At 70.2% G+C, this 11,646-nt stretch carries 12 protein-coding genes; 5 read left to right on the top strand and 7 right to left on the bottom strand.

All coding sequences use genetic code 11. The features are described 5' to 3' along the window. The first annotated feature begins 6 nt into the window (after positions 1-6). A complete protein-coding gene (locus DMP23_RS44825) occupies positions 7-687 on the top strand; it encodes a winged helix-turn-helix transcriptional regulator (RefSeq protein ID WP_337824861.1) in 681 nt (226 codons plus the stop codon). Between the two features lie 537 nt (positions 688-1,224). On the opposite strand, the gene DMP23_RS44820 is transcribed toward DMP23_RS44825, so the two are convergent. The 6 genes from DMP23_RS44820 to DMP23_RS44795 all read right to left on the bottom strand — a co-directional run bounded on the left by DMP23_RS44820 (position 1,225) and on the right by DMP23_RS44795 (position 6,161). After that, positions 1,225-1,953 carry a hypothetical protein gene (locus DMP23_RS44820; protein ID WP_337824860.1) on the bottom strand — a complete coding sequence of 243 codons (729 nt, stop codon included), beginning with the start codon at positions 1,951-1,953 and terminating at the stop codon, positions 1,225-1,227. Between the two features lie 426 nt (positions 1,954-2,379). Further along, complete coding sequence (locus DMP23_RS44815; RefSeq protein ID WP_337824859.1) at positions 2,380-2,997, bottom strand: 3,4-dihydroxy-2-butanone-4-phosphate synthase; 618 nt, start codon at positions 2,995-2,997, stop codon at positions 2,380-2,382. Next, a complete protein-coding gene (locus DMP23_RS44810) occupies positions 2,994-3,566 on the bottom strand; it encodes an NADPH-dependent FMN reductase (RefSeq protein WP_275292254.1) in 573 nt (190 codons plus the stop codon). The genes DMP23_RS44815 and DMP23_RS44810 overlap by 4 nt, the downstream gene beginning before the upstream one ends. A 34-nt stretch (positions 3,567-3,600) precedes the next feature. Continuing rightward, complete coding sequence (locus DMP23_RS44805; protein WP_337824858.1) at positions 3,601-4,377, bottom strand: creatininase family protein; 777 nt, start codon at positions 4,375-4,377, stop codon at positions 3,601-3,603. 12 nt (positions 4,378-4,389) lie between these two features. Beyond that, positions 4,390-4,797: a RidA family protein gene (locus DMP23_RS44800; protein WP_337824857.1), complete on the bottom strand. Its 408-nt coding sequence runs from the start codon at positions 4,795-4,797 to the stop codon at positions 4,390-4,392. Beyond that, positions 4,794-6,161, bottom strand: coding sequence for a purine-cytosine permease family protein (locus DMP23_RS44795; RefSeq protein ID WP_337824856.1), 1,368 nt, complete (start codon positions 6,159-6,161; stop codon positions 4,794-4,796). The genes DMP23_RS44800 and DMP23_RS44795 overlap by 4 nt, the downstream gene beginning before the upstream one ends. Positions 6,162-6,357: 196 nt before the next feature. On the opposite strand from DMP23_RS44795, the gene DMP23_RS44790 reads away from it, so the two are divergent. Continuing rightward, entirely contained in the window at positions 6,358-7,524 is a 1,167-nt protein-coding gene (locus DMP23_RS44790; RefSeq protein WP_037812887.1) for an LLM class flavin-dependent oxidoreductase, read from the top strand. A gap of 42 nt (positions 7,525-7,566) precedes the next feature. Here DMP23_RS44790 and DMP23_RS44785 read toward each other — a convergent pair whose 3' ends face one another. Continuing rightward, complete coding sequence (locus DMP23_RS44785) at positions 7,567-8,151, bottom strand: helix-turn-helix domain-containing protein (RefSeq protein ID WP_051728933.1); 585 nt, start codon at positions 8,149-8,151, stop codon at positions 7,567-7,569. Between the two features lie 658 nt (positions 8,152-8,809). On the opposite strand from DMP23_RS44785, the gene DMP23_RS44780 reads away from it, so the two are divergent. Genes DMP23_RS44780 through DMP23_RS44770 form a run of 3 tightly spaced genes read left to right on the top strand, consistent with a single transcriptional unit; the run spans position 8,810 to position 11,615 of the window. Continuing rightward, positions 8,810-9,646: a GntR family transcriptional regulator gene (locus DMP23_RS44780; RefSeq protein WP_337824855.1), complete on the top strand. Its 837-nt coding sequence runs from the start codon at positions 8,810-8,812 to the stop codon at positions 9,644-9,646. Further along, positions 9,643-10,578, top strand: coding sequence for a carbohydrate kinase family protein (locus DMP23_RS44775; protein ID WP_337824854.1), 936 nt, complete (start codon positions 9,643-9,645; stop codon positions 10,576-10,578). The genes DMP23_RS44780 and DMP23_RS44775 overlap by 4 nt, the downstream gene beginning before the upstream one ends. A 14-nt stretch (positions 10,579-10,592) precedes the next feature. After that, positions 10,593-11,615 (top strand): ADP-ribosylglycohydrolase family protein, encoded by a 1,023-nt coding sequence (locus DMP23_RS44770; RefSeq protein ID WP_336159511.1) that lies wholly within the window; start codon positions 10,593-10,595, stop codon positions 11,613-11,615. Positions 11,616-11,646: the final 31 nt, after the last annotated feature.

The following is an 11,646-nucleotide window of genomic DNA, read 5'->3' as shown; positions in this document are numbered from 1 at the left end:
GGGTTGGTGACGACCACCGCCCGAGGGGAACGCCAGTACCGTCAGTACTGCGGGCTCGCCGCCGCCCTCGACACCGTCGGCGAACGCTGGACGCTGCTCATCGTGCGCGAACTGCTGCTCGGCCCGCGCCGCTACACCGAACTGCTTGCGGACCTGCCCGGCATCGGCACCAACCTCCTGGCGGACCGGCTGAAGAAGCTGAGCGGCGCCGGAATCGTCGAACGCTCCGAAACCGGCGCCGGACACGCCTACCGGCTCGGCCCGCTGGGCGAACGACTGCGGGAACCGGTGCTGGCGCTGTCGAAATGGGGCATCGGCCTGCTGGGCGAACCGAGCGCGGACATGGTCACCCGCCCACATTGGGCACTGCTGGCCGTCCAGTCGATGGCGGACGCGAGCCGGCTTCCGGAGGTCTCGGAAACGTACGAATTCCAGGTGGACGACGAAACCTTCCACCTGACCGTCGACCACGGCGCACTCACCACGGCACGCGGACCCGCCGAAACCCCGGTACTGAGCATCCGCACCGACGCGACAACATTCGTCCGCATCGGCGCCGGAGCACTCGGCCCGTTCGAGGCGCTGGCGACGGGAAAACTGACGTTCTCCGGCGACCCAGACGCGGTAGTCCGCTGCTCGACGGTGCTGGGGCTGATGGCGCGACCCGCTGCGCGCGCGGACGGGTGATCTGGGCGGCGAACTCGCCGACGGGATGACCGGCGAGCAGGTGGCTGGTGAGCGGCAATGTCGGTTCTCACCGGAATCGCCGCCCATGAGAACGGCCCGCACGGCAAGCGTGCCGCCGCCCCGAACTCGCGAAGCGGCCCGGCCGCTGCAGGGAAAGCGCGCCACCGTTGCCCGCTGTCCCAGGACTGGCGGCCCGGCCCGCTGTGCGGGGCAAGGGCGCTGTCGTCGCCCGGTCGCTGCAGAGTTCGCGAGGTGGCCCGGCCTGCCGTGCAGGGCTAGCGCGCCGCTCCAGTACTTGCTGGGTGGCCTGGCGCGTTCTGTAGGCATGCGCGCCGCGGTTGCCGCTGTCCCTGCGAGGCTGCCCGGCCCGCTTTGCAGGGCAACGGTGCTGCCGTCGCCCCGGAACTTGTGAGGCGGCCCGGCCTGCCTTGCAGGGCCAGCGCGCTGCCGCCGCCCCGCCGTCCCAGAACTCGCGAAGCGGCCCGGCCCGCCCTCGCAAGGGCGAACCGGGCCGCGAGCCGGATATCCCGAGGGGCCTCAGAGGCCGCCCACCTTCACCGGGAATTTCTGGATCGACGCGATCGTCGTGTCCGGGTCGTCCGGGAGCACCAGGTCGATCGGGTTCTGCAGCTGGTACAGGTCTCCGCGCGGCGGGAACTGGGTCAGCTGGCCGACGAGCATCCCCGGTTCCTTCGTGGTCAGTACCAGCGGCTCGTACGCCTTCCGGGACCGGATGCCCGCCCGGCGCAGGAGGTCGTCTGGCTGGTCGATCGTCATGGTGAAGCTCAGCACCATGACCTGCTCGTAGCGCGGCGGGAACTTCTGCGTGAGCTTGAGCAGGCTCTTGGCGTCCACGTCGACGTCGTTCTGCTCGATCGTGATCGTGCCGCCGCCCTGCTCCGCGCTGTCGCCGCCGGGGAGTTCGGCCGTCACGCGGTGGCCGACGACCCGCAGTCGCACCGAGTTGACCGGGTCGTCCGGGTTCACGTCGACCCGCACCTTGATCCCGCCGCGGAAATCGACGCTGACCAGGGCTGTCCGGATCTGCAGCGGCGTGTTGATCGCCAGGCAGCTGCACGGGATCTCCGCCCCGATCGGCGGCAGGCCGGTCTGCTGCGGGGAGGCCTGGGCCTGCTGCCCGCCCAGCAAGCCGCCGGCCGCGACCCCGCCCACCCCCAGCGCGGCCGCGGCGGCCCCCTTCAGGAAGTCCCGCCGGTCCTTGCCGGAACCTTGCCGGTCGGGTTTCTCGTCGTTCGGAGCAGGCATCCTCTACCTCCGCGAGTGCGTTTCGAAGACTCTGGCTCGCTTGAATTTAAGGTAGTGCCCGCTCGCGCGACCAGGGTCCGGAGCAAGATCGACCCGGTCGTGTCCGCCGCCGATGACCCACGGCGACCGGACCCGGGGGACCCCGCCAGCCGGACAGGCGACCCCGGTCATCAGGTCGGGTGTCGCTCACCGGACCTCCGCGACGATCGCCGCGGAATGCTGGCGAGAACGCTTCTGTCAAGGCGAATCCGGTTCGGATTCGGTCCACAAAGGACGCACGGCGGCCCGGGCCGGGATTCGTGGCGTCGGCAATACCGACGGGAGCGCGGCCAGGCCCCGGACGGACTGCACAGCGGCCCTAGCAGCGCGGTGCCGAACTCGCTCAACCGTGCAGCCCGTCGCGATACCCCCGTCCGGAGAGGGCCTTCATCCGTATCGGAGATCGCCCGAGCCATTCCCGAGAACATCGGCCGAATCGAGCACCGCCAACCCGTGCGTGGCGGCGAAGACAACTGCCTCATCCGCCCCAGCCATCCGCGTCGGATCTTCCGGACTGACCAGCGCGGCAAAAGCGGCTGCAGCGGGCAGTCCGGCCCGCTGGCACAGTTCCACCCCCGCCTCGGGGATCCCGAAAACTCCGTGCGAGCGGATGGCGCACGGCAGCACGTGCCCGGGTCGGTTGAGGTCGTCCGGCCGGGTGGTGCGGTCGGCGAGGCGGCGGATCGTCTCGGCCCGGTCCGCGGCGGAAATCCCGGTGGTGACGCCCGTCGCGGCGTCGACCGCGACGCACCAGCCAGGGCCGCCGTCGTGGTGGAAGGTCGGTCGCATCGGCGGCAGTTCGAGTGCGTCGCACCGGTCGCCGGGCAGTGCGACGCCGACCAGTCCGGACGAGTGCCGGATGGCGAACGCCAGCGCCGCCGTGGAGGCCTCCGCCGCGGGCAGGACGAGGGCCGCGTCGCCGGGGGTGGTGAGCACGATCGGCTGTCCGGCCGAGAGCGCGTCGAGGGCGGCGTCGAGGGGGCGTGCGTCGAGCGAGAGCGTCATGCGACCGTCCGGATCTCTGCGGTCGCGAACCGGGCCACCTGCTCGGCGACGGTCGCGAGCTGGGCGGCGAGTTTCCGGTCGGTGACGCGGCCGTCGGCGGCGAACGGCTGGGTCGTCGAGTCGACCACGACGCCGAGCGGGGTCGGCCAGCCGCGCAGGGCGTGCACGGTCGAGCGCAGCGACGTCAACGTCGTGACCCCGGCTTGCGGCCCGTACGCGCTGACGATGCAGCCGACGGCGCGTCCGTGCAGGTAGGGGCGGTCGTCGTCAGCGAGGTCCTGGAGGTAGTCCAGCGCGTTCTTGAGCAGGCCGGACAATCCGCCGTGGTATCCGGGCGTCGAGATCAGCACGCCGTCGGCGCGGCGGACGGCGTCGAGGAACGCGGTCGCGGACGGGGAGCGGTGTGCGAGATCCGGTTCGTACATGGCGAAATCGAGCTCGCGCGCGGTGAACAGTTCGGTGCGGGCCCCGTGTGCCCGCACGTTGTCGAGCACTGTGCGGAGGGCTCGTTCGGAGGAGGAGTCGGGGCGGACAGTGCCGCCGATGCCGACGATCAGGGGTGTATGCATGGCGAACCGGCTTCCTGCGGCGAGAGGGGCTGAGTCATCGGGCAGAGTCGGGGAAATCGAAGCGGGCGACTTCCGCGAGCTGGTCGCCCAAGGTGGCGACCATCGACTTGAACCCGCTCGCGCCCGCTTCGGCGCTGGCCAGGGTCGGGTCGCCGAGGTAGCCCTCGGGACCGAAATCGTTGGCCAGCCAGCCGAAAGCGACGCTGCCGCCGAAGCGGGCGTGGACGTTGTCGGCCATCTGCGCGGGGATCCGCCGTTCCGCCGCGGACAGGTCGACCAGGTCGGGGCGCAGATGCAGCATCAGGGACGTTTCCGCGGCCCCGCCGTGGATTCCGAGACCGGTTTCGCTCGCGGCCCAAGCCGGGTCGTGCTCCTCGGGGAGGAAGACGTTGACACTGAAAGTCAGCAGGCCGTAGGCCAAACGCAGATCGCGCAGCGCGGTTTGGATTTCGGACACGTTCCCGCCGTGGCCGTTCACGAGGACGATCCGGCGGATGCCCGCGGCGGCGACTGAACGTCCGATGTCGTCGAGCACCGCGGCGAAGGTCGCGGTGGACAGGGACAGGGTGCCCGCCGCCCAGGTGTGTTCGACGGAGCGGCCGTAGCTGAGCGTCGGCAGCAGCCAGAGGTCTTCGTCGTGCGTGGCAACGACTTCCTTCGACACCGCTTCGGCGACGAGCGCGTCGGTGGCCAGCGGGAGGTGCGGGCCGTGCTGTTCGATGGCGCCGACGGGCAGCACCGCGACCGAGGACGGGCCGCAGGCGGACTCGACCTGCGACGCCCGAAGTTCGGCGAAAAACCGTGAAGCCATAGGGAATCTCCTTCAAGCACCCAGATAGGCGACGACCCGGATTTCCACCCGCATCTCGGGGGTGGTCAGCGGGGGATAGATCAGCAGCGACGCGTACGAACGCTCGGACAGCAGCTTCGGCGCGTGCTCGGCCAGCCATTCGTCGCGCACCCGCATGTACTCCGCGCGGTCGGCGGGATCGGCGAGGAACTGGTCGAACTGCACGATGTCCTCGAACTCCGCGCCCGCGTCGGCGAGCAGCCGGTGCACCCGGTTGAGCGTGACCAGAGCCTGCGCGGCGACGCCGTGGGCGGGCCGGCCGTGCTCGTCGGTGACGCCGTCGATTCCGCTGAGGAAGACGAAGCCGCCCGCCGCGGCTCCTCTGCCCCAGGGCATGACCGTGGTGCCGTATTTCAGGGGGCCAAGCGCTTGTTTCGTCACTCGTCGGCCTTCCGGTAGCGTCGGATGAGGTAGTAGGCCACGGCGGCGACCGCGCCCGCGACCCACGGGGTGAGGTCGCCGAACTGCGGGAAGCGGGCCGCGAAAACGCCGGTGTAAAGGCTTTGGTCCATGAACGGCACGGAGACCGCGATGGCGATCACGAACGCCGCCAGGCCGGGGCGGAACCGCCGGGTGCGGTCGAAATACCGTTGCGGATCGATCTCCTGGCGGCCGAAGACCGCTGCGTCCACGACGACGATCCCGAGCCAGGGGCCGATCCAGTAACCCATCAGGAACAGGAAATTCTGGAAGGTGCCGAAGACGGATCCGGCGTTGTGCCCGGCGATGAAACCGACCGCGGTGCCCAGCACGCCGATGATGATCGCGGAGACCCAGCGGCGCACCTTCGCGCCGACCATCAGCAGGCCGAGCGAAGCGGTGTAGATGTCCAGGACGCTGCCGGAGATCGAAGCCGCGAGCAGCGCCACCAGGATCACGGCGGCGAGGCCGGCCGGGATCAGCTTCGCCACCAGGTCGGTCGGACTGTCCACAGTGATCACGGTGCCGATTGCCGCTCCGACGACCGCCATCCACAGCCCGGCCAGCGACGCGCCGGAGAACGCCGCGAGCAGCACGCGCCGCCGGGACGTGTCGCGCGGCAGGTAACGCGTGTAGTCCGAGCCGCCGATCGACCAGCCGAACGTCCGGGTCGAAGCGAGCGCGACGGTGGTCAGCATGCCTCCGGCGACCCCGCCCGCGCCGCGGTGCAGGACGTCGCCGGACGCGGCGAGATCGCCTTTCGCCAGGCCGTACCAGGTGAGGATCACGAAGAGCACGGACGCGACGATCGCGAGGAAGCGTTCGGCCTGGTGCACCAGATCGTGCCCGACGATCGCGATGACGATCTGCACCGCCGCCACCGCGACGAGCGAAACCAGGAACGGCAGCCCGAACAGTTCGCGGACGATGTAGGCGCCGAGCACGGTGTTGACCGCGAAGTAGCCGAGACCGGTCAGGCACAGGAGCAGCACCGGCAGGAAATTGCCGTAGTAGCCGAACGGAATCCGCGACTGGATCATCTGCGGCACGCCGGCGCGCGGCCCCATCGAGGCGGCGAAGCCCAGCAGCACGCTGCCGATCAGGATGCCGATGGCCAGCGAGAGGACGGCTTCGCCGAACCCGAGGCCGAGGAACGCGGTGGGAATGGCGCCGACCGCGAGCGCCGAGTACTGCAGATTTCCCGCGAACCACAGGGAAAAGGCGGAGCGCGGCGAACCGTGGCGCTGGTCGTCGGGAATCCTTTCGATGCCGTGGTGCTCGACGGACACGGCGGGTGGGCGGACTGCCTGGGCGTCTTTGACCATCTGTCCTCCAGCGGAAGAGCCCCCTGCGGCGGAAGTGTTGATATAGGTAACACGGATGCCACAGCCTGCGCTGCGGCTTCCCGAGATGTCAAGAGGCTGCTTGGGGCTTGACACTCCGCAGGTCGCGCCGCACAGTGTTGATATTACTTACATTGTTGCGGACGACCCGGCCGAGCCCGGGCGGGATGGAGGCGCTGTGCGGCACGGAGTGTTTTTCTTCGGCTCGGTCGAGATGCCGGACGTGCTGGCCGGGAACCCGGTGCCCGCCGCGCGCCGCCGCGCCACCCGCGAGCAGGTGTGGCACGCGCACGAGCGGCTGGTCGGGATGGGCGAGCTGGCCGAGGAGCTGGGATACGACAGCTATTGGCTGGCCGAGCACCATTTCCAGCACGAGGGCTACGAGGTCGTGCCCAACGCGATGCTGCTCGAAGCGCATCTGGCCGCGCGGACGTCGCGGATCCGGCTGGGGTCGATGTTCAGCATCGTCCCGCAGTGGAATCCGCTGCGGCTGGCCGAGGATTTCAGCAGCCTGCTCAACCTCTCCGGCGGGCGGGCGGTGCTAGGCGTCGGCCGGGGCACGGTGTCGCGCGAATTGCGCAGCCTCACCGCGCATCAGGCGGACATCGGCGTGATGACGTCCAGCGAGGAACGCAAGGTCATCGACGCGCACAACCGCGAGGTGTTCGCGGAGTACATGGACATCGTGCGCACGGCGTTGAGCCAGGAAACCTTCTCGTACAACGGGAAGTTCTTCGAACTGCCGCCGCCGGACAACCGCGACCCGGACCACGAGGCGGACACGCTGACGCTGGTGCCGGGTCCGCTGCATCCCGTCGAGATCTGGCAGGCGGTCACCAGTCCGCCCACTTTGGACTATGCGGCCGAGGTCGGCCATGGATGTGTGTGGTGGAACCAGTACCACGGATACATCCGCGAGCAGTGGGAGCGTTACGCGGAACTGTACGAACAGCGCCACGGCACCCGGCTGGCCCCGGGGCAGAACCGCATTCTGGTGCTGCCGGTGCACATCGCCGACACCCACGAGGAGGCTTGGCGCACCGGGCGGATCGGGCACGACGAGTTCTGGAACCTGCTTGCCCCGTTCGGCTGGAGCAGCGGCTACCGCGGCGACGACGGCAACCGGGCCCCGGCCGGGCTGGTGCCGACGCTGGAGCAGTCCACGCGGCAGAAGTGCTGGGCGGTCGGCACGCCGGAAGAGGTCGCGGAAATCGTGCAGCACCACAAGGACACGCTCGGCCTCGAACAGCTCGTGGTGTTCCCGCATTTCCCCGGGCACACCTACGACATGGCCGCCGAGCAGATGCGGCGCTTCAGCGAGCAGGTCGTGCCGCTGCTGCGCTGAGCCTGGTTTTTCCGGACCGCGCGGCTTCTCCCGGCCGCGCGGTCATTCCCCGGCGTTGATCAGCAGGACCCGGACCGGTTCGTCGCCCAGCCTGCGCCAGCGATGCGGCCGCGACCCGGGATAGGTGGCCACGTCGGCCTCGCCCAGCTGCTCGCGGCGCCCGTCGGCGAAATCCAGCTCGATCCGCCCGGTGACGACGTAGAGCATCTCCTGCCCGACGTGCTCGAAATACTCGCCGAACTCCGCCGGCCCGCCGGTGTATTCGATGGGCTGCACCGGAAACCCCGCCCTGGACAACGCCCGCGCCGTGGACCCGGTCGGGATTTCGGCCCCCGGCATCACCATTCCCTCGTCGGCGCGCAGCAATCCCACGCCCTGCTCGGCGGGACCCGCGAGGAGTGCCGACACCGTGGTGTCCAGCGCGACCGCGATCCGCTGCAACGTGCTGACGCTCGCGGCGGCCAGCCCGCGCTCGAACTGGCTGAGAAAAGCGTGCGAGAGACGGGAAACCTCGCCGACCTGCTTCAGGGTGAGCCCTCGGCCGCGCCGCAGCTCGCGCACCCTTGCCCCGAGCAGCTGCGCGGGATCGGGCGCAGCGCCGGAATCGGGGGAGGGAGGGGTTCGCATTGGCCCGACTATACCGGAGCGGGGGTGTTCCGAAGTGGACGTTGGAGGGGGGACGGGGCGATGTGCAAGGGAAATTCTCGCCCGGATCCTGATGGGGCGTCCTGTGCGGGGGACCGCGGGCTCACCAGCAGGCGCCGGAATGGATGCGGCCGCTTCGGTAGACGCGTTCGAAAGCCTTGATCGAGCTGCAGAAGCCGTCGAGTACGTCTGTGTTTACGGCATCTTCGACGGTCGCGCCGTCCTGGAGCGCGGTCCACACTCCCGGGGCGAGCTGGACGGCTCGGGTGGTGCCCTGCATTTGGAACCAATTGCGCACCTGGCTGGGCAATGACGAGACCTGCACGACTTTGGGATAGCCAGCCGGAAGCGATGCGTACGGCGTGGTTGTCGCCGGTGCTTCCGCGGCGCTGGGGGCAGCGGTCGGGGTCGACGGCGACGGGCTGGCGGGCGAGGGAGTACTGGAAGCCGCGGCCGATGAGGACGGCGTGCCGGGCGGACTCGCTGATTGGGGGCCTGCGCACGCGGCACCGGCGAATGCGCAGAGTGCGGCGAGGAGCACGCGCTTGCCAGGTCGTTTTCGCTGCGTCATCGCGGTTCAACCTCCACGGCCGTCCCAGCGCGGACTGGTCGTTCGCTGGGTGCCCGACCGATCCGACTGGTGCCCATCGAGTCGGCGGGAGCCGGAAGCCTGTTACGCGACCGGTTCGGCTCGTCGTCGAAAAGTGCTCCCGGAAGCCTCGGCGAGCCAGTTGACACACTTAGTACACTAAGTTGTATGACCGGTCGACCCAGCCGTGCGCCGCTTTATCGCACGATTCAGAGCGAGATCCAGCGCGACATCCTCAGCGGCAGGCTGAAGCCGGGGGACTGGCTGCCGTCGGAGAGTCAGTTGCGGGCGCAGTACGGGGTGTCCCAGACGTCCGTCCGGCGTGCTTTCCAGGAGTTGCAGCGGCTCGGGCTCGTCGAGCGCTTCCATGGTCGCGGCAGCATCGTCGCGTCGAACGAGATTCGGGCGATGAGTCCGATGCTCGGTCTGGGGCGCGAGCTGCGGCAGCGCGGTTTCGCGATCCGGCCCGAGTTGCTCAATAACGCCGAAGAACCCGCCGCCGAAGCGGTTGCCAAGGCGCTCGACCTCGAACCCGGTGACACGGTGAGCCACATCGAGCGGCGGTACTGGATCGGCGACGATCCGTTCGTCTTCCTCGACCATTATCTTGCGCCCCAGCCCGGGATCGACTTCGCCGAGTTCACCGGGGATTCGCTGTACGCGTTCCTCTCCGGCCGCGACGCGCAGCCCACGCATGCGCGGGAGCGGGTCAGCGCCGTCAATCTCTCCGCGGCGGAGGCCGAACGGCTCCAGGTCGAGCCCGGGGTCGCGGCGATGCTGCGCGAGCGCACGTCGTTCGGCGCTGATCAGCGGCCGGTGGAGTTCACCCGCTACATCCTGCGCGGCGATCGCTACCACCTCGACATCGACCTCAGAAGCGAGCGATGAGCGCCGGGCCGCGGCTCGTCGTCGTGGGGGACGCGAGCATCGACTACTTCGTCCAGGTCCCGCACATCGCGGGCAACGACAACAAGGCCATCGGCTCCCTGTCCGGCGTCTACGGCGGCGGGATGAGCGCCAACCTCGCCGCCGCGGCCGCGCAGCACGGCATCGCGGTCGACCTGATCACGAAGACCGGAGCGGGACCGGACACTGACGCTGCGCTGGCCGAACTCAGCAGGCTCGGGGTGTCGCTCGAGCATTCGCTGCGCGACCTCGAGCATCCGACCTGGATGTGTTTCGTCCAGCTCGACGCGAGCGGCGAGAAGGCGCTGACCGGCGCGGACACCGGGATCAAGATTCCGGCGATCGAGGAGATCGACGCGTCGGTCCTGGCGGGGGCGGACATCGTGGCCCCGCTGGCCGACGATCTTGAGTGGGCGGCCGCCGTCGCCGAACTCGGCCGGGAGCGCGGGGCGCGGGTCGCCGTCGATCTCGAACCGGACGCGTTCGAACCCGGCCAGCCGGAGTTCGCGCGACTGCTCGGGCTCAGCGACATCGTCTTCCTCAACGCCGCTGCGGCGGCCAAACTCGCTGCCACCCCGCGGGAAGCGGCCCAGCGGGTGATCCGGCTCGGCGCGGAACTCGTTGTCCTCAGCGAAGGCGCGCACGGAGCGTCCACTGTGGACCGCGACGGGGTCGTGCATCGCGCGCGGTTGACCGGCGAGGTGACTGCCGTCGACACGACCGGGGCCGGTGACGCGCTGGCCGGGGCGTTCCTGGGCGCGTTGCTGGCCGGGGCCGGAGTGTCCGAAAGCCTTCGCCGGGCGGTGGCCCAGGCGACCCGGTGCGTGACCGCTGTCGGCGGCCGCACCTATCTGTCCGGCTCGCAGCGCGGCGGGTGGCCAGACGACTTGATCACGATCACGACTGAGAGGTAACCGAGTTGAATTCTGTGCTGCGTTCCCAGATCCACGGCAGTCTCGCCGCGGCCTGCCTGGCCGACGCGCTCGGCGCGCCGACCGAGGAACTGAGCCGGGACCAGATCCGCGCCGCGTTCGGCGGTTACGTCACCGAGTTCCACGCCCCGCTCCCGGGTGCGCCCTACGCCAAGGGACGCGCCGCCGCGCAGATCACCGACGACTCCAGCCAGATGATCCTGCTGACCCGGCTGCTCGCCCGCACCGGAGCCGCGCTGAGTCCCGACGACATGGCGCGGTTGCTGATCGAGTGGTCGAAGAACGAGAACTACTTCCCGCACTTCGCCGGCCCGACCACCCGCGAGGCGATCGCCCGGCTGGAACGCGGCGAGGACCCGCGCGAGGTCGGCCGGACCGGGACGATCATGACCCAGGGCGCCAGCAACGGGGCCGCGATGCGGGTCGGGCCGGTCGGGCTGTTCCACCACGGCGACCCGGAGGCGGCCGTCCGCACCGCGTTCACCACTTGCGTGCCCAGCCACAACACGCCGCCCGGCGTCGCGGGCGCCGCGGCCATCGCCGCCGCCGTCGCGCGGGCGTGCACTCCCGGCGCGGAGATCGTCGACATCGTCCGCGCGGCCGTCGACGGCGCGCGAGCGGGCGCCGAACTCGGCCGGACCGAGGGCCGGGACGTGCCGGGCGCGTCGGTCGAGCGGCGGATCGAACGCGCGGTCGCGCTGGCCATCACGGCACGCGACGACGAGCACGCTATCGACCTGATCGCCGGAGAAATCGGCGTCGGCCTGCCCGCCGCGGAAGCGGTGCCGGCGGCGCTCGGGTTCTTCGTTGCCGCCGGCGGGGATCCGGTGCGCGTCGCGCGGCTCGCGGCCAACGCGGGCGGGGACAGCGACACCATCGGCTGCATGGCGGCCGCGATCGCCGGCGCGTACCGGGGCATCGAGGCGATCGACCCGGCCGCCGTCGCCGAGGTGGAGCGCGCGAACGACCTCGACCTGGCCGCGCTCGCCGACGAACTGCTGGCCGCGACCCAGCACTGATCTCCCCACCCCGATCCGAAGGGACGCTCGA

The organism is Amycolatopsis sp. A1MSW2902 (genome assembly GCF_017312175.1).
Lineage (GTDB): Bacteria > Actinomycetota > Actinomycetes > Mycobacteriales > Pseudonocardiaceae > Amycolatopsis > Amycolatopsis nivea.
The sequence above is the reverse complement of the archived record's forward strand: the minus strand, read 5'-3'. Positions and strand labels throughout refer to the sequence as shown.